General features: G+C 71.0%; 31 protein-coding genes. 15 read left to right on the top strand and 16 right to left on the bottom strand.

Annotated elements, in window-relative coordinates:
* Positions 1-1277: hypothetical protein (locus Q0W90_RS17435; protein WP_297775443.1), on the bottom strand; the 1277-nt coding region annotated here is incomplete at its 3' end.
* A complete protein-coding gene (locus tag Q0W90_RS17430; RefSeq protein WP_297775441.1) occupies positions 1264-1857 on the bottom strand; it encodes a hypothetical protein in 594 nt (197 codons plus the stop codon). The genes Q0W90_RS17430 and Q0W90_RS17435, both read right to left, overlap by 14 nt.
* Positions 1858-1876: 19 nt before the next feature.
* Between Q0W90_RS17430 and Q0W90_RS17425 the strand changes: the two genes are divergently transcribed.
* Positions 1877-2182 carry an ASCH domain-containing protein gene (locus Q0W90_RS17425; protein WP_297775438.1) on the top strand — a complete coding sequence of 102 codons (306 nt, stop codon included), beginning with the start codon at positions 1877-1879 and terminating at the stop codon, positions 2180-2182.
* 53 nt (positions 2183-2235) lie between these two features.
* Here Q0W90_RS17425 and Q0W90_RS17420 read toward each other — a convergent pair whose 3' ends face one another.
* The 11 genes from Q0W90_RS17420 to Q0W90_RS17370 all read right to left on the bottom strand — a co-directional run bounded on the left by Q0W90_RS17420 (position 2236) and on the right by Q0W90_RS17370 (position 7070).
* The gene (locus Q0W90_RS17420) at positions 2236-2514 is read right to left on the bottom strand and encodes a hypothetical protein (RefSeq protein ID WP_297775437.1); all 279 of its coding nucleotides are present in this window, start codon (positions 2512-2514) and stop codon (positions 2236-2238) included.
* A complete protein-coding gene (locus Q0W90_RS17415) occupies positions 2507-3607 on the bottom strand; it encodes a GNAT family N-acetyltransferase (protein ID WP_297775436.1) in 1101 nt (366 codons plus the stop codon). The genes Q0W90_RS17420 and Q0W90_RS17415 overlap by 8 nt, the downstream gene beginning before the upstream one ends.
* The gene (locus tag Q0W90_RS17410) at positions 3604-3729 is read right to left on the bottom strand and encodes a hypothetical protein (RefSeq protein ID WP_297775434.1); all 126 of its coding nucleotides are present in this window, start codon (positions 3727-3729) and stop codon (positions 3604-3606) included. Before Q0W90_RS17410 ends, Q0W90_RS17415 begins: the two co-directional genes overlap by 4 nt.
* Positions 3726-4001, bottom strand: coding sequence for a hypothetical protein (locus tag Q0W90_RS17405; protein WP_297775431.1), 276 nt, complete (start codon positions 3999-4001; stop codon positions 3726-3728). The genes Q0W90_RS17410 and Q0W90_RS17405 overlap by 4 nt, the downstream gene beginning before the upstream one ends.
* Positions 4002-4104: 103 nt before the next feature.
* Entirely contained in the window at positions 4105-4722 is a 618-nt protein-coding gene (locus Q0W90_RS17400; RefSeq protein ID WP_297775428.1) for a hypothetical protein, read from the bottom strand.
* Entirely contained in the window at positions 4719-4949 is a 231-nt protein-coding gene (locus tag Q0W90_RS17395) for a hypothetical protein (RefSeq protein WP_297775424.1), read from the bottom strand. Before Q0W90_RS17395 ends, Q0W90_RS17400 begins: the two co-directional genes overlap by 4 nt.
* On the bottom strand, positions 4946-5230 hold the full coding sequence (locus tag Q0W90_RS17390) for a hypothetical protein (RefSeq protein WP_297775422.1): 285 nt from the start codon (positions 5228-5230) through the stop codon (positions 4946-4948). Before Q0W90_RS17390 ends, Q0W90_RS17395 begins: the two co-directional genes overlap by 4 nt.
* A gap of 127 nt (positions 5231-5357) precedes the next feature.
* Positions 5358-5669, bottom strand: a complete 312-nt coding sequence (locus Q0W90_RS17385) for a hypothetical protein (RefSeq protein ID WP_297775421.1) — start codon at positions 5667-5669, stop codon at positions 5358-5360.
* On the bottom strand, positions 5666-5860 hold the full coding sequence (locus tag Q0W90_RS17380) for a hypothetical protein (RefSeq protein ID WP_297775418.1): 195 nt from the start codon (positions 5858-5860) through the stop codon (positions 5666-5668). The genes Q0W90_RS17385 and Q0W90_RS17380 overlap by 4 nt, the downstream gene beginning before the upstream one ends.
* Positions 5861-6193: 333 nt before the next feature.
* Positions 6194-6844: a hypothetical protein gene (locus Q0W90_RS17375; protein ID WP_297775415.1), complete on the bottom strand. Its 651-nt coding sequence runs from the start codon at positions 6842-6844 to the stop codon at positions 6194-6196.
* Positions 6837-7070, bottom strand: coding sequence for a hypothetical protein (locus Q0W90_RS17370; RefSeq protein ID WP_297775414.1), 234 nt, complete (start codon positions 7068-7070; stop codon positions 6837-6839). The genes Q0W90_RS17375 and Q0W90_RS17370 overlap by 8 nt, the downstream gene beginning before the upstream one ends.
* Before the next feature lie 20 nt (positions 7071-7090).
* Here Q0W90_RS17370 and Q0W90_RS17365 point away from each other — a divergent pair, with 20 nt between their 5' ends.
* The gene (locus tag Q0W90_RS17365; RefSeq protein WP_297775412.1) at positions 7091-7438 is read left to right on the top strand and encodes a hypothetical protein; all 348 of its coding nucleotides are present in this window, start codon (positions 7091-7093) and stop codon (positions 7436-7438) included.
* 921 nt (positions 7439-8359) lie between these two features.
* Here the strand turns inward: Q0W90_RS17365 and Q0W90_RS17360 are convergent.
* From Q0W90_RS17360 to Q0W90_RS17350, 3 genes are all read right to left on the bottom strand, one after another.
* Positions 8360-8554 carry a hypothetical protein gene (locus Q0W90_RS17360; RefSeq protein ID WP_297775410.1) on the bottom strand — a complete coding sequence of 65 codons (195 nt, stop codon included), beginning with the start codon at positions 8552-8554 and terminating at the stop codon, positions 8360-8362.
* Positions 8551-8712 carry a hypothetical protein gene (locus tag Q0W90_RS17355; protein ID WP_297775409.1) on the bottom strand — a complete coding sequence of 54 codons (162 nt, stop codon included), beginning with the start codon at positions 8710-8712 and terminating at the stop codon, positions 8551-8553. Before Q0W90_RS17355 ends, Q0W90_RS17360 begins: the two co-directional genes overlap by 4 nt.
* A gap of 73 nt (positions 8713-8785) precedes the next feature.
* Positions 8786-9331: a hypothetical protein gene (locus Q0W90_RS17350; protein ID WP_297775406.1), complete on the bottom strand. Its 546-nt coding sequence runs from the start codon at positions 9329-9331 to the stop codon at positions 8786-8788.
* 501 nt (positions 9332-9832) lie between these two features.
* Here Q0W90_RS17350 and Q0W90_RS17345 point away from each other — a divergent pair.
* From Q0W90_RS17345 to Q0W90_RS17285, 13 genes are all read left to right on the top strand, one after another.
* Complete coding sequence (locus Q0W90_RS17345) at positions 9833-10354, top strand: hypothetical protein (RefSeq protein WP_297775404.1); 522 nt, start codon at positions 9833-9835, stop codon at positions 10352-10354.
* A complete protein-coding gene (locus Q0W90_RS17340) occupies positions 10354-10830 on the top strand; it encodes a hypothetical protein (RefSeq protein WP_297775403.1) in 477 nt (158 codons plus the stop codon). Before Q0W90_RS17345 ends, Q0W90_RS17340 begins: the two co-directional genes overlap by 1 nt.
* A gap of 2 nt (positions 10831-10832) precedes the next feature.
* Complete coding sequence (locus Q0W90_RS17335; protein WP_297775402.1) at positions 10833-11780, top strand: zincin-like metallopeptidase domain-containing protein; 948 nt, start codon at positions 10833-10835, stop codon at positions 11778-11780.
* Positions 11777-12043, top strand: coding sequence for a hypothetical protein (locus Q0W90_RS17330; protein ID WP_297775400.1), 267 nt, complete (start codon positions 11777-11779; stop codon positions 12041-12043). The genes Q0W90_RS17335 and Q0W90_RS17330 overlap by 4 nt, the downstream gene beginning before the upstream one ends.
* On the top strand, positions 12040-12162 hold the full coding sequence (locus Q0W90_RS17325) for a hypothetical protein (RefSeq protein ID WP_297775399.1): 123 nt from the start codon (positions 12040-12042) through the stop codon (positions 12160-12162). The genes Q0W90_RS17330 and Q0W90_RS17325 overlap by 4 nt, the downstream gene beginning before the upstream one ends.
* 76 nt (positions 12163-12238) lie before the next feature.
* Positions 12239-12475, top strand: a complete 237-nt coding sequence (locus Q0W90_RS17320) for a hypothetical protein (protein ID WP_297775397.1) — start codon at positions 12239-12241, stop codon at positions 12473-12475.
* Positions 12476-12531: 56 nt separating this feature from the next.
* Positions 12532-12990 (top strand): hypothetical protein, encoded by a 459-nt coding sequence (locus Q0W90_RS17315; protein ID WP_297775394.1) that lies wholly within the window; start codon positions 12532-12534, stop codon positions 12988-12990.
* Entirely contained in the window at positions 12981-13391 is a 411-nt protein-coding gene (locus Q0W90_RS17310; protein WP_297775392.1) for a hypothetical protein, read from the top strand. Before Q0W90_RS17315 ends, Q0W90_RS17310 begins: the two co-directional genes overlap by 10 nt.
* Positions 13388-13993 (top strand): hypothetical protein, encoded by a 606-nt coding sequence (locus Q0W90_RS17305; protein ID WP_297775390.1) that lies wholly within the window; start codon positions 13388-13390, stop codon positions 13991-13993. The genes Q0W90_RS17310 and Q0W90_RS17305 overlap by 4 nt, the downstream gene beginning before the upstream one ends.
* Position 13994: 1 nt before the next feature.
* On the top strand, positions 13995-14423 hold the full coding sequence (locus Q0W90_RS17300) for a hypothetical protein (RefSeq protein ID WP_297775387.1): 429 nt from the start codon (positions 13995-13997) through the stop codon (positions 14421-14423).
* Complete coding sequence (locus Q0W90_RS17295; protein WP_297775385.1) at positions 14423-14854, top strand: hypothetical protein; 432 nt, start codon at positions 14423-14425, stop codon at positions 14852-14854. Before Q0W90_RS17300 ends, Q0W90_RS17295 begins: the two co-directional genes overlap by 1 nt.
* Positions 14854-15060: a hypothetical protein gene (locus Q0W90_RS17290; protein ID WP_297775383.1), complete on the top strand. Its 207-nt coding sequence runs from the start codon at positions 14854-14856 to the stop codon at positions 15058-15060. The genes Q0W90_RS17295 and Q0W90_RS17290 overlap by 1 nt, the downstream gene beginning before the upstream one ends.
* Complete coding sequence (locus tag Q0W90_RS17285; RefSeq protein ID WP_297775381.1) at positions 15057-15230, top strand: helix-turn-helix domain-containing protein; 174 nt, start codon at positions 15057-15059, stop codon at positions 15228-15230. The genes Q0W90_RS17290 and Q0W90_RS17285 overlap by 4 nt, the downstream gene beginning before the upstream one ends.
* The last annotated feature ends 129 nt before the right edge of the window (positions 15231-15359 follow it).

Raw genomic sequence — 15359 nt, 5'->3', positions numbered from 1 at the left:
GAGCCGGGGGTGCTGATGCCCTCCACCTTGTGCGAGAGGTCGTCGCGCACCACGTCCAGCACGCCCTCGAAGTACCGGTCGAGCGCCACCTTCGACACGCCGATAGCGACGACGCCCTGACCGATCCGGTTGTACCGGTCGTGAATCATGCCGACCAGCGTCGCCTGCCGGCCCGGGCTGGCCCGCACATCGAAGCTCTCCACCAGGTCCAGGTTGCGGTTGTGCAGGGCGACGACGGTGATGTTGAAGAAGTCGAGATCGTCCCCCTCACCGCCCGGCGCCGGGTCGAGGGCCATGAAGAACTTGGCGTAGTGCAGCGGGGTGTCGTCCGGCTCGATGATCGTCACCCACCCGACGTTCAGCCGTTCGCCATGCTCGGCGCGAGGGTCCATCAGGTGAATCCGCCGGAACCGGTTGGGTGTCGCCTCGTACTCTTCGAGCAGCCGCTCACGGGTCCAGTTGTCCGGCCACAGCAGTTCGGCCTCCGTCAGCTGCGACTCCTTCGGCGCGACGTCCGGCCGGCCCGGCATGTGCATCGACGGCCGCTTGAACGTCCCCCACCCCTTGCGGGCGCTGAGCGTGTGCAGCAGATCCTTCGGGTCGTTGAAGTTGCCCGCCATCAGCACCTTGCCGGTCTTGACGATGCGGGTCAGCACCACCAGGTCCATGACGTCCAACGCCCGCTTGCGCAACGCCGGGGACGTGGCGTTGCGCGGCGTGATGACGTCATCGCCGATCATCCAGTCGAGGCGCCGGCCGTGGATGCCCTTCGAGTCCAGGCCCTTGGCCTGCCACGTCGGGTCCTTGCTGGCCCCCGGCCGCTTGATGATGATGGCGTCCTCGCGCCACACCTGCTCCTCCGGGTCCGGCACGATCAGCGGGTTGCCCTTGGAGTCGATGAAGTCGGCGGCGATCCGCTCGTTGTTGACGACGTGCCAGGCGATCACGGACAGGTTGCCGACCGCCATCCGCTCCTCCTCCGACAGCAGCATCCCGCGCAGCTGCTGCTCGCGGGCCACGCTGTCGACGATCAGCCACAACGGCAGCACCTGGGACAGCAGCGTGGTTTTCAGGAACTCGGGGGGCAGCATCACGACGCTGCGGCGCTGCGCCAGCGAGAACGACAGCATGTCGATGGCGAACGACGGCAGGCCGCTCGTCCAGTTCGGGTCGTACGGGCGGACGTACACCTCGGCGAAGTACGCGGGGTTCGCCAGGGCTCGCGCGACGCGCTGGCGGCGCCGCTGCTCGATCAGGTGCCCGTCAGCTGTCGCCATCGGTGATCTCGGTGACCTCGGTGGCGGTGCCCTCCACGTCGTACGGGTCGGCGAGCCCGCGCTCACCGTAGGCGGTCTCGAACGCCTGGCGCTCGCGTTCGATCTCGGCGGGGTCGACGCCCAGCTCATGCAGCACCGACACGCGCCCGGAGTGCCGGATCTCCTGGGCGGCGTCCAGCCCGTTCAGTCGGGCGCGGCGCTCCATCGTCTTGAGGACCACGGCGGCGGCCCGGGCCTGGTCGCGCGGCTTGTGATCCGGCTGCATGCGCAGCGCTTGCGGCAGGAACGTGGCGAGCAGATCATCAAGGCGCTGGTTTTCGAGGACGCGCAGCTGCTCGGTGGTCTCCGAGTCCTCCTTGCTGATCCGGTTGAGCGCCGAGTCGAGGATGGTGCGGACCGTGGCGTCGCTGATCGGGTCGCCGAGCTTCGCCATCGCGTCCGCGATCTCGATGCGCCCCAGCCCGCGCCGGCGGAGCTTCAGGACGTTGTTGCGCCGCTCGACCTGCTTGAGCAGCGCGGCGCCGCGCAGCGTGACCGCCTTGCCCTCACGGTGATCGGATGACGAGTGATGGTCTGGCACGCGTGGAAGGCTACCCGCCATGCAACTCGGGTTCACCGCCAACTACATCGAGCCGATCCTGGCCGGTGCCAAGACCACCACGCTGCGAGCGCGGCGCCCGAAGTTCGGTCCCGGTGACGTGTTCGGCGCCCGCTGCCGTTACGGCGACCCGCCGTTCGCCATGTTGCGCTGCGTGCGCGTCGAGGGCGTCACCGTCGCCGGCCTGACCGCCCAGGACGCGCTGCTGGACGGCTTCGACAGCGCTGAGGCGCTGCGGGCGACGCTCCGCAAGCTCTACCCACGTCAGGACGTGCTGTGGCGCATCGTTTTCGAGCGGGTCGAGTAGCGTGAGCGCCGCGGCGGGGCGGCTGGTGCTCGCGCCCCGCCGCACCCCGCCGGTCAGCGGCCGTTGAGCTTGGCCCGGCGGCGCTTTTCGTCGCGCAACCGCTGCTCCCGGAGCATTTCGGCGCGGGGATCGACCACTTCCTCAGCCGATGTGCGCAGCAGCGTCTGGCGCACGTAGCTTTTGAGCGCCGGGACACGATGGTCGATGTGCCACCAGCGGACCGCCTGGGTCATGGCGGCCTGCTTGTCGACGCCGGACGCGCGAAGCGTGCCGCCCGGGATCGTGAACCGGCCGATGTGATGCGGGTTGATGGTGACCCGGTAGCTAGGCACGACGAGGGGCGTACTCGAAGCTGGACGTGGCGAGCTTACGCGGGTTGGCGTGCTGCTTGACCAGCCGCTTGGGCTTGCGGGACCGTGACGGCGCGTTGGTGGCCTTCGACTCCCGCCAGCGTGGCGAGCGGCGCATCGCCGAGATCAGGCCCGGGTGCGCGGTGGTGATGCGATACCGGTCGCCCTGGCGGTGCAGATGCTCGCCGACATGCTCGGACAGCGCCATCCCGAGGCCGGCGCCCTGCCAGTCGGGCAGCACGACGATCCGGTGGTTGACCATGATGTTCTTCGCGGTCGGGTGCGGGAACCGGTACCAGGCGTTGAACGCCACCGGCTCGCCGTCATGGAACGCGCAGACCTGACGGGCCGCGACGTGCAGGTCCCCGCTCAGGTAGTGATGCGGCCGAAAGAGCGGCCAGGCGTCACGCCCGACAGCCGCAACGTCGAAGTGCAGCTCGGGTCGCCGTTGAAGGCGCCTCCACTCGAAGTCGACGCTGTCCGGGCGGTACACCCAGTCGGGTTGCAGCCAGTCGATGACGTCGGCGTGGCAGCTGACCGCGACCAGTCGTGTGCCGGTGCGGCGCACGGTCTTGGCGACCGCGGCGGAGCCGATCTGAGCGACCCTCCGGTCGACGGTGGACGTGAACTCGTCCATGACGGCGGGGGCGTCGTAGCTGGCGCTGGCGAGCGCTCGCGCGAGACCGGCGCGGAACTGCTGACCGACCGACAGCGCCGCGTGCGGCCGCAGCCATGCCGGGGCGGACCCGAAGCCGACGCTGGACAGCAGCCCGGTGATCTGCTTGATGCCCAGGCCCTCCGGGAAGTCATCGACGATCGCCCGGTCGGTCCAGCCCATCCGGTTGGTGGCCGCGTACTCGTCCGGCCAGGTAGCGGCGGCCAGGGTGCTCTTGCCGGAGCCGGACGGCCCGACGATCAGGCCGATATGCCAGTCGCGTTCGGCGAGGCCGTCGAACTCGTCGGGCACGACGACGGTGGTGGTGTCCGACTGCGCCTTGGCGACGTCGAACATCGACCTGACCTGTAGCACCCGGCCGCTCGACGGCACCGTGCTGGTCAGCCGGACCTGCCTCACTGCTCGTCGTCCATCATCCGGTCGCCGCGGGCCGCGGCGGCGCACAACGCGACGACGATGATGAGGCAGGCGACGAACACGGCGATGACGCCGACCAGGATGATGAACAGCTGAGTGCTCACCCCTCCGCGCTCCCGTACGCCCACATCTGCGCGTCGGCCAGCTGGTCGCGCAGCACGTCCACATCGAAGTCCCTCAGCGGGAGCTCCACCTCGACGCTCAGCTGGTCGTGGACGATCGCCAGCATGACCCGTCGCCGCCCGTTGTCGGTGAGGCGCATCACGATCGGCCAGCCGTCCTCGAGATCCAGCCGGACACGGGCCGAGCCGGGTGCGCGGCGCCCGGTCCGGCCGATCTCCTCGATCTCGCGCCATCGCTTGAGCAGCCCCATCACGCGCCGAGCGCCAGCGTGGCCAGGCCGTAGCCGATCAGGAAGCCGACGAGCGCGAACGCCAGCCAGCCGAGCACCTTCACCATCGCGTCCCCCTGCGTGTCGTTCATAGCAGCGCCCGGACGTTGTAGCCCTCGGCGTCGAGCCGTTCGAGCAGTTCGACCTGGGCGTCCTCGTTGTCGCACTCGACGACGACGCCCCACACGTCTGGTTCCGGGTCGACGTCGGCGTCACCGGTCGGGTCGTCGCCGGTGTCCGGCCCGTTGCCGAGCAGCCGGTCGATCTCGTCGGGCTCGAAGCCGGTCAGCAGCGGGTCGGCGTCCGGCAGTGCCGTGTAGTCGGCGAGCAGGGCTTGCAGGCTGGACTCGACGTACTCCCCGTAGGGCTGGTTGTCGCGCAGCATGATCTCGCGCCTGCGCTTGTCGTCCAGTTCGTAGATCGCCACCGGCACCCCGCCGCGGCGGTCGATGAACGCGTTGAGCCGCGGGTACGCGCCGATCGGCGTGTCGATCCCGGCGATCATGTCCTTGATCGCGCGGAGGCGCATGTTTCCGGCGACGACCTCCCCGTTGGTGTCGGCGATCAGCGGCCGGGCGTCGAGCATGTCGGGGTCGGCTTCGAGCGCGTGCTTGAGCGCGTCGAAGCGCTGCGGGTCGATCTGGCGCGGGTTGATGGCGGACTCGCGCAGTTCACCGGGGTGGACGTGGGAGATTCGGTCGCTCACGGGGTCTCCGTCGGGTAGGTGAACGTACGATGGCACGCCGGGCACATGGCGTGCATGCCTGCCACGCCGGCGAGGTCGTCCGGCTCGACCGGCCAGCGGTGAGCGCAAGCCGGTCGCGGGCAGCCGAGCAGTATCCCGGCGTCCATGCCCACGATGCTGCTGTGGATGAGCGCGAGGGGGGCGTCGTCGCGCGGCCCGAGCGCCAGCGTGAACTTGTCGGCGGTCATGGTGCGCCCACGATCGCACCGGCGGCGTCCATGTCCCGGGCGAGATCACGGAGCCGTTCGGCGGTCTTGAAGTCGGTGCGTTCGAGCAGGTCGGCGGCGTCGAACAGCAGGCGCACGTTGTCCTCGGCCAGCACGGTCTCCTGCGCGGCCATCGCGTCGTTGAGCATCCGCCGGGCGTAGTCGGCTTCGACGCGTGCGTCGTTGGCGGCCTTCTGAGCCCGGTCGACGGCGGTCCTGGCGCGGCCCAGGATGCTCTTGGCGTCCGTGGTCAACTCGGCCATCGTGGTGGTCCCTTCGTGGTGGTGGTGGTTAGGTGGCCGGTGTGCACCGGGGGCACAAGGGCCCCCGGTGACGGTGGTGGCAGCGGTCGCAGAGCGTCCAGCGCTGCCCGTCGATGTAGACCAGCATCTACGCCACCGGCTCGAGGTTGACGCCGTGGCGAGCCATCAGCTTGGACACGTTGGCCTCGCCCCACGTGTGCTCGACGATCCGCTCGGTCTGCACCACGTGCACGCCGTGCTGGGAGCGCAACGTCAGGAACGCGTCAGTCGGCGACACCTTGCTGACCTTGCCCCATATCAGCCGGAGCGTGTCGGCGTCCATGAACGCGCACCCGAAGAACAGCCAGCGGTTCTTGCCCGGCATCTTGTCGCGCAGCTTGTCGCGTGCCTCGCGGCACACTTGGCGTTGCTGGTCGAGCGTGTACGTGGGGTGGCTCATGCGCTGCTCCGGTGTCGCGTGGTGGCGGTGGCGTGAGCGCACCGGCGCAGCTGGTCGCGCACGCGGATGGCGCGGCGCTCCCCGATCTGGTCGCCGTCGATGGCGCGGCGAGCCGCGAGGCGTCCGGCGGCTTTGCGGGCCGCGGCGATCGCCTCGTCGTACTCCCTGGCCTGTCGCACCAGCGTGCTCACCCGAGTGAGCATGGCGCGGTGGCCGGACGGAATCGTGGCGGCGCCGCGCGGCTAGACCCCCCGTCAGCGGTGGACGTGGAACCGCGCGGCGCCGTGGAACGCGCGAGGCGCCAGGCTTTTCAGCGCCGGCGCCTCGCTCCAGATCCACCACGATCGGAGCGTTGAACAGTACACGCCCCACGGACGGAAGCGTGTCACGGACCGGCCCCGCCGTGTGAGGCGCCGCCTGCCGCACGCGATACACGAACGTGCGGGGGTTCGGCGCCTTGCGCGGGGCCGCGGCCGTGAACAGAGCAGGGCCACAGGTAGCCCTCCCGTGCCGACGCTACACGATCACGCGTCGAGCACCCAGGTCAGCGTCTTGAGGCCGTGCTCCATCCGGATGCACCAGTCCTCCATGTCATCGTCGCAGGCCACCAGCATCCGGACGATGGCCCGTGCCGCGTTGTTGGCGACGGCGTGCTCGCGGGCCTGCCGGTCGTTGCTGTCGGTGGCGTCCAGGACGCGGGCCAGCTTGCCGGTGGCGTCCCCCAGCTGCTGTTGCAGCGACTTGATCTGCTCGGCCTGGCGGGCGATCGTCTGACCGGCGGTCCGGTCGTGCTCCGCGAGCTTGCCGCGGGCGTCGTCACGCTCCCGGGCCGTCCGGCGCAGGTAGCCGGTGGTCCGCTCGAGGTCGTCGCGCAGCTGGTCGGTCTCGGCGGACAGCTTGTCGACGGCGTGACGCTGGCCTTCGATCACCGTGTTCATGCCGTCGATGGTGGCGGCGAACCCCTCGGCGCGGGCGTGGTCAGCGGCGTGCCTGCGGTCCTGCTCGCGGCGCCAATCGACGCGGCGCTCCGCGGTGTGCGGCTGGTCGAGCATCCGGCCGACTTCGCTGGGGGTGCGATGGGGGCCGATGTGGCCCTTGGGCAACGCGCACCGGGTGCTGTACTGGCTGTCGGGCGAGGGAGCGACGTCGATCCGCTCACCGCACAGGTCAGGCATCGGTGCCACCGGCGGGCTCACGGTCGATGGTGGCGCCGACGATCACGCTGCCCGACTGCTCGGCGACGTCAAGCAGGGCGGCGATCACGGTCATGCCCGTCCGCTGTGCCGGGGTCGGCGGCCAGCCCGGCTCGTCACGGGTGACCGGCACGCTCGGCTCGGCGGTCATCGACGCGTCGATGGTGCCATCCTGCTGGTCGATGATCTCGATGGTGACCTTGGCCATGTGCTGCTCCTCTCGATGTGGTGGATGGGTGGCCGGCCGCCGCCGACGGCCGCGCGACGGCGCGGCGGCGGTCCGGCCGCGCCGGACGCTACCGGTTCCGTCCGATCGGGCAGTCACGGTCGACCGATGACCACCACACGCGGCCGCCGATGAGCGGCCTGAACTACGAGCGACGGCGGCCCGTGCGGCCACCGGAGCCACCGGCCACCACACGGTTCAGCAGGGCGCCGTCAGCGGAGCAGCTGGACGCGCTGCGAGCGCTCTGCGCGAGCGCCGGTGAGCGGTACGCGGCGCCGCGCACAGCGGCGGACGCCCGGCGCAAGATCAAGACGCTGCGGGCACTCGCGGGGAGGCGCGGATCACGGTAGGGGCATAGCGACTCAGAGGCCCCGACAGCACTCTGCGTAGTCCGTAGCGGTGCGGGTCCGTAGCCGACCGGTGACAACAAGGGCACCGGGCGCCATCGAGACATGTGGCGCGGGACAGCGGCACGCGGAACGGAGACCGATCCGAGCGCGACAGGCGACTGTCGGCAGGAGGGCGAGCGTCGGGGAGCACCACCCGTGAAGTGGTCTGAGTCAGCGTCGAGGAAAGCGGGCGAAAGGGGAGCGATCCCCTACCGAACTCGACGCCTTGATCCGGTCCAACCCCCCACCGCTTCCGCTGCGCGACGCAAGACCAGCTGGTCACGGACGAAGAAGAGACAGCACCATCCGGTCATCCCTTCGCACGGATCTTGTGCGCGTACGCCGGAGACACCCCGGCAAGCCTCGCAGCCTCCCGCTCACTGCCACCAGCATCCAGAAACGCCCGCAACGCCCTATCCCTCTCCACCCGCCTGGCGGCCACCACCCGCTCAGCCAGCCTCAACGCCCCAGCAGCCCCCACCAACGCATCAGTGCTCACCCGAGTAAGCATACCCCGCCAACCCAGGACGAATCAGAAGCAGGGCAAGCGTGGCTCGCTGGGCCGGCCCTGGGCCGTGGGGATGGGAAGTAGGGCCAGGATGCAGGGTCACCCGCCGGGTGGTCAGGGACACCGCTGCCCTGGCTTCTCCTGGCTTTCTGGCGCGGTGTGGTGTGCGGTGGCGTGCTGGTGTGGTGCTGGCGCGTGTGGCGCGTGTGGTGGCTGGCGTGGCGTGTGCGTGGCCCGGTGGTGGTGGCTGGCGCGGTGGTGTCGGTTGACGTGGTGGGTGCGTGTGCGTGGCCGTGTGCGTGTGGTGCCGGAACGGCCGATGCCAGCGCGGTGGCGCTGGCATCGGTGCTGCTGGCGTGGCTGGCGGCGGTGGTTCACGCGGTGACGTCGATCCCCCATACGCGGAGTGCGTCGGCTGCTCCGGCCAGTCGGCTGGCGTCGTACTGGCGGTGCTGGCCGGTGTCGAGGATGACGTCGTGCCAGCCGTGCGCGTTGATCCGGACGATGGTCCCGGTGGTCATGTCGGCGGTGAGCACTCGGTCTCCCGCGTTGAAGTGGTCCCCGGTCATCGGTGGTCCCCGGTGCGTGCGGCGGTCGGCTTGAGCAGCGCGGCGATGATCCGGTCGCACGCGGTGACGTTGACGTACACGCCGCTCGGGGAGCGGCGCCACACGTCCCCGTCTTGGTCGGTGGTGGTGGTGGTGGTGGCGGTCCGGTCGGTGGTCATGTCGGTGGTCTCCCTTGTGCCACCGGCCGCGCGTGGCGGCCGGTGGCGGTGGATGGTTGGCGGTGGCTGGTCCCTACTTGGCGCCGTGCGCGATCGCGTACAGCACGCACGCGATCTTCCGCCCGGTCAGCTTGTTCTTGGTGGTGGCGCCGGTGACGCCGAACGCGTGCTTGGCGTAGCGCTTGGTGACGTCGTGCCACGCGGCCGTCTGCGCGGCGGTCGGCTTGGTCGTGCCGCACGCCAGCTTGTGCGCGGCGGGCTTGGCGAGCGGCTTGCCGCCGCCGAGCACCGTGGCGGCGTCCAGCTTGGCGAGCTTGAGCGTCTGGCGCATGTCGGCCAGCTGCTTGGCGGACACGCCGGACGCGTTGGTGTACGCGCCACCGTGGCGCAAGCACTCGGTGGCGGCGGCGGCCGCCAGCTGGTCGGCGGTCCGCTCGCGCTGCTGCGGCTTGGTCGGCGCGGTGGACGTGCCCGGCTGGCGCTTGGTCGGCACCGGCTTGGCGGTGGTCTTCCCGTTCGGCTTGGCGGCCGCGCGGCCGTTCGGCTTGGCGGTGCTCCGCTTGGCGGCCGTCCGCTTGGCGGCGGTCGGCTTGGCGGTGCTGGGGGACTTCGTGGCCATGATGGCTCCCTCTGGCGCGGTGCGCCGTTCGTGGTGGTCGGCGCCGCTTGGCGCGGCGCTCACACGTGGTATCGGCACAGGACCGGCCGTTCTCACGCGAAGTGGACGAATGTCCAGGTGCCGCCGCCAGCTGACGGCGGGTAGGTCACCCGTCCACTTCCCCTGTCCCCGGGCGGCCGGGTGCGCTACGCGCGGGGACGCGTCATCATGCTGGCACCGCGCGTAGCACACGCCCTGTCGCGTTCCCGCTCGCTCTGGACGAACGACCGATGCGGTGTGAGGTGTGAGGTCACAGATCACACGACGGCCGCGCGGCGGCCCAGGGCCGGGACTTCACGGGTGTTGCCGAGATTTTCTGCCCATATTTCTGGTCGACTCGGCGGGCGCCGGCCACGCGTGCACCGGGCGCCGCAGGCCACTATCGTTCAGTGAACGCTCGCGCGTTTGAAGCGAGCGGCCGCGCCAGCCGGAAGCCTGGCATCCACCACGAAGGAGAAGGACATGGACCGCATCAAGATGGGCATGTTCGGCCGCCGCGCCGTCAAAGCGGGGACGCCGGACAGCAACCTTGACGAGCAGACGATGCTCGTCGACAGCCTGACCAACGTCATGCACTACGCCGACCTCGCCGGCCTCGACATGGACCGGGCGTTGGAGTCGGCGCTCAACCACTACGAGGCGGAGCGCAACGAGGCGGAGGCCGTCCTCGAGCGGTCCGGCCCGCGGCAGCACGGCCCGACCAGGGAGAAGCGGATCATCGCCGCCATCCTGGCGCCCGCCAAGGAGGCGATCGAGCCCGTGACGATCATGGCGGTCGCCACCGACATGCTCGGCCGCGAGGCCACCAGCGGCGCCGACTACCAGGAGGCCGGCCTGCCGATGATGGGCGGCTGCGAGAACTGCGGGGCCACGATCGCCGCGTACAACGCGTACCCGTCGACCAGCGGCTTCCTGCGCTGCGAGGGCTGCATCGGCGACGACGGCTACCCCACCGTCCGCGCGTTCTACAAGGACAACCAGTGATGCCCCGGCTCACGCACCGCCAGACGGTCAGCATCCGCTACGCGGGCGCCGAGTTGACCATCACCGCCATCCAGGCCGAGGAACTGGTCGAGGACCTGCGCAACGCCACCGACAGCGGCCGGGAGCTCAGCGCCCGGCTGATCGTCGCCCTCGACGCGCTGCGCGAGCGCGTGCGCCACCGGCCGCTGTTCAAGCGGGGCGACCGCGTGTTCAGCCACTACACGATGGGCTGGGGGACCGTGACGGTTGTCGGCCAGCCCGAACTTGTCCGCCACGCCGGGCAGGAGACCGGCGACACCGACACCTGGCATGTCGTCCAGTGGGACGACGAGCGGCAGGGCACGTCGCTGATGAACGATGGCGGCACCCTCGGCTGGGAGCACGCGCGAATCCTGCCGCCGCGCGTCGCCAGCCGCAACGGGTACGGCACCGACCCGAAGCTGGTCAAGACCACCACCACCACGAAGGAGCAGTGAGCATGCCCAAGAGCAAGAAGGCGTCCGCCGGCCCGAAGGTCGACGGCTACCAGCTGGTCACCGACCGGATCACCGCGCTGCTGAAGGCGGGGACCGTGCCGTGGCGCAGGCCATGGACCGGGGTCGGTGACGGCGAGCAGCGCAACCTCAAGAGCAAGCGGGCCTACCGGGGGATCAACCAGCTGCTGCTGATGTGCAGCGGGTTCGACTCGCCGTGGTGGCTGAGCTTCAAGCAGGCCAAGGAGCTGGGCGCCGAGATCCCGAAGGGGACGGTGACGACGCCGGTCGTGTTCTGGAAGGTGATCGAGCGGACCGTCGAGCCGGGCACGCCCAAGAGCCGCAAGCGCCCGGACGGATCGTGGTGCACGTCCGCCATGTTCCTGCGCTACTACCGGGTGTTCAACACCGACCAGCTGGTCATGCCCGACGGGTCGGTGCCCGAGCCGGTGCAGCACGCCGAGCCCGCGAACATGCGGGCGATGGACGTGTGCAAGCGCTACGGCGAGGACGGCGGGCCGGCGTTCAGCCACGGTGGCGACCGGGCGTACTACAGCCCGGCGCGTGACGCGGTGCGCATGCCGATCGTCGCCGCGTTCAACACCGAGGACGCGTACTGGTCCACCCGGTTCCATGAGCTGACCCACTCCACCGGCCACGCCAGCCGCCTGGCCCGCGAGGAGATCATGGGCGTCGACAGCACGTTCGGCAGCGAGCCGTACGCGATGGAGGAGCTGGTGGCGGAAATGGGCGCGGCGATGCTGGCCGCCACCGTCGGGATCGACACGACGATGGAGGCGTCCGCCGCCTACATCGCCAACTGGCTGGCCGTGTTCGACAACGACCCCAAGTTCGTCGTCAACGCGGCCGCGCGGGCGCAGCGTGCGGTGGACATGATCCGCGGCACCGTGTTCGAGGACCGGTCGGCGCCGGTGGCGGAGCAGGCGGCATGAGCGCCTACTACATCGTCGAGCACGCCACGCGCGGCTGCTACCAGGAGTGGGTCGACTGGCCGCTGGTCGAGCAGCGGACGGGCCGGCCCCGGTTCGCGTGGAGCAAGCCCCGCACGGCGGCCGCCCGGTTCACCAGCGTGCAGGCGGCCCGGGCGATCGTCGACCGGTGCGCGGCGTGCGGCGTCCACGGGTGCTACGTGCTCGGCAACCCGGGCAAGCGCGGCGACGGCTGGCATGACGTGATGACCGAGGCATCCGAATGATCGCCGTCGCCTGCTACGTGCTGATCGGGCTCGCGTGGCTGGTCGACGTGTGGTCGTGGACGGAGGACTGGCGTGAGCGTCGCGCCATGCGCCGGTCCGGCGACGGTCGCCCGCGATGAGCGTCACGTACAGCTACGCGGTGGCCGCCCTGTCGGTCGCCGCGTACGAGTACCGCCGCTGGCGGCGGGGCCGGTCGTGAGCGCCGCGCTGACGCTGACCGGCGCTGAGATTCGCCAGCTGGCCGCGCTGGTCGGCCGTGGAGCCACCCCGCTGCTGCATCGCGTGATTCGTGCGCCGGACGCCAGCGGGCTTCTGGTGAGCCGCGCCGACGGCCGCCAGTGGCATGTGCGGCCGTCGGCGGCCGGTGGCACACGCCCGTTGGCGCCCCCCGGACTACGGGGGGACGTCACCGGATCGGACCCCGCCGCGTGAGCCGTGTACGCTCGCGCCGTTCACCGAACACCATCCACCACGAAGGGAGCAACACCATGAGGACCATCACCGGTCCCGAGGCCGTCACCACGTGCTTGGCGCTGCGCCGTGAGGGCGTCACGTTCATGCCGACCGAGGGCGACGACCACCCGCCGATGTTCACCGCGCACATGGGGGCGTGGCACGCCAGCGTGCAGGAGGTGACGCCGGGCGAATGGACGCTGCGGCTGTCCACCCCGGCCGGGGAGGCGGCGTTCGACGTTGAGCGCGACGTGGGCGTCGACTACGTGGCCGCCAAGTGGGGGCCGCTGCTGCGGTCGCTCGCCGGCCTTCAGCCCGAGATCGTCAGCGGCGGCGGCGGCGCGTTCCTGTGGTACGTGACGATGCGCACCGACCTCGACCAGCGCCGGTACGTGGTCAGGGCGGACACGGCCATGAGCGCCGAGCGGCTGGCCGCCACCCGCTGCCGCACCGGCAGGGTCATGTCGACCGTCGCATGCTGGCGGTGGCAGTGATGGCCCGGCGCAACGGCCAGCCCGAGTACGTCCGCGTCGACATGAGCATCCTGCTCGACGCCGAGCAGCTGCGCAGCGACGACCAGCTGCGGGAGATCATCGACGACGTGCTCGACGCGGTGGGCGACGACGCGCTCACCGTGCACGCGGCGCGGCCGACCCGGTGGACCGGTGACGGCCGCTACCACCCTGACGACGACTCCTGGCTGCATGAGGGGCTGCGGACGTTCGTCCGGTTGGAATGTCCGGTGTGCGGCGCGGTGTGCCCCGAGTTCGATGGCCCGGGCTGGTGCACCGGCGACCGGGCGGTGACAGGCCCGCACGGGTACGTGCGGCGCGGCGGCCCGCACCCGCGGGCCCGGTGGCGCAACGTCCGGTACACGGCGCGGGTGGCGCCGTGAGCCGCCTGCCGTTGCGGCCCGGCTACCGGCTGGTGCGCCACGCCGAGGTTGACCTGCTCGCGCACGCGTTGCGCGAGCGGGGCACCCCGGTCGCCGTCGAACTGGCCGCCGCGCTCGAAGAGGCAGCGGTGCACCGGGAGCTGACCGGCCCGCCGTCGGGCACCAAGTCGATCGTGTTCTACCCCGGCGCGTACGCGGACGTGGTGCTCGCCGAGGAGCTTCGCAAGCTCCGCGGTGACGTCCGGCCGAACAGCCGCCGACGACAGCGCCAGGTTGACGGTTTGCGCTGCGCTGCGGCGCCCGCGGTGGCCGCGGTGATGCCATCTATCGTCCGGCATGTCCGGGCGCCGCTGGCGGCGATTCTGGCGGCGGTCGCGCTGGCGGCGTTCGCCGCGCTGGCGGCGGCGCTGCTGGCACGCCACGCGCGGCCGCGGCGCCCGCGCCCGCCGGCCGCCCGCGTCACCGTCGAGGTCAGCCCGACGATCGCGGCGTGGCGCCGCGTCGGCCAGGCCCTCGACGAGATCGACGTTGCCGACGAATCAGGCCCAAATCTTCGGGCGGCTTCGCCCGATGCCATGAACCACCACACCAAGGAGCAGTGACATGCGCAAGGAGTACGACGACATGGACCCCATCGAGCGCCAGAACGCGCTCGCCGGGATCGCGGAGTGCGCGGCCGACCGGATCGAGACCGCGCCCGTCGACGACTACCGGCGGGTCGCGGAGACCGCGGACGGCGACCCGGCCGACTGGCAGGACGACGACGCGTGCCGGTTCTGCGTGATCGGGGCGCTGTTCCGCTGCGCCCGCGACCTCGGCGCCGTCACCGACGAGCACGGCAGCGAGGCCCTGACCGGCGACGCGACCGAGCACATGAAGTCGCTGGGCTTGCTCGACGACGTGGAGCCGTGGCACTCCTACGACTACTTGACCGGGCTGCTGGTCAAGGACCCGTCGGGGCTGATCGCCGCGGAGAGGCTGCGGGGCATGGCGGCCGCGCTGCGCACCGGCATCGAGACCGCGGGGGCGTGATGGCGTCCGTGATCCGCTGCCGGGCCAAGCTCGACGACGTGGGCTGCTTGGACGGCGAGCCGTTGGAGCGCCAGTTCGGGCAGCGCGGGCCGGATGAGGACGCGCTGCACCCTGGTGAGGACGGCACGTTCGACGGGTCCACGATCGTGTGCGATCCGTGCTACATCGCGCTGATGGAGTTCACGCCGTCCGGGCAGGGGCTGCTCGGCGAGCTCCCGGAGGCCATCGACGTGTACCGGCACAACCGGGCCTACCTGGTCGACTGCGACGCGGACGGCTTGGCCGCCGCGGTGCAGGAGGCCAAGGACCGGGCCGCCAACGCGCGGGCCGGGTCGGTGATGCACGCCAGCGCCAACGCGTGCGTGCACATGGCGCAGCGGGAGATCGCGCGGCGCGAGCAGCTGGCGCGTCGCGCCGGGGCGGCCGAGTGATGGTGGCCGTCCCCGGTGAGCGCGTGTGGAAGATCGAGGGCCCGAAGCGGGCGCTCAGGATCAGCCATCGGCCGCCGGACAGCCCGATGGGGCGGTTCGGCGGCGGCTGGCAGTGGGAGGTCGGCGTGCAGGTCGGCCCCCGGTCGGTGATCGTCAACTGCCTGGTGTTCACCATCAGGTACGACAGGAGGAGGGTGACGTCGTGAACGCGACGGACCCGCGGCGCAACATGGCGCTGCGCGACCAGATCAAGGCCCTGAGCGATCAGGGCTTGAGCATCCGGCAGATCGCCAAGGCGGTCGGCCGGTCCACCAGCCGCGTGCACGCCCTGCTGCACGAGGCCAGCAACGACACCACGACGAAGGAGACCAAGTGACCGATGACGACAAGACCGGCCGCAGCTGGACGCGCGGCCGGGAGCAGCGGCCGGTGGCCGCCGGTGAGGTGCCGATCATCGCGCAGGCGATGGCGGTGGCCACCGAGGCGCTGATCCGGTTCTGCGAGG

Origin of the sequence: Mycobacterium sp. (assembly GCF_025933915.1) — a bacterium.
Lineage (GTDB): Bacteria > Actinomycetota > Actinomycetes > Mycobacteriales > Mycobacteriaceae > Mycobacterium.
Note: the sequence above shows the minus strand (reverse complement) of the source record. Positions and strands in the feature narration are given on the sequence as shown.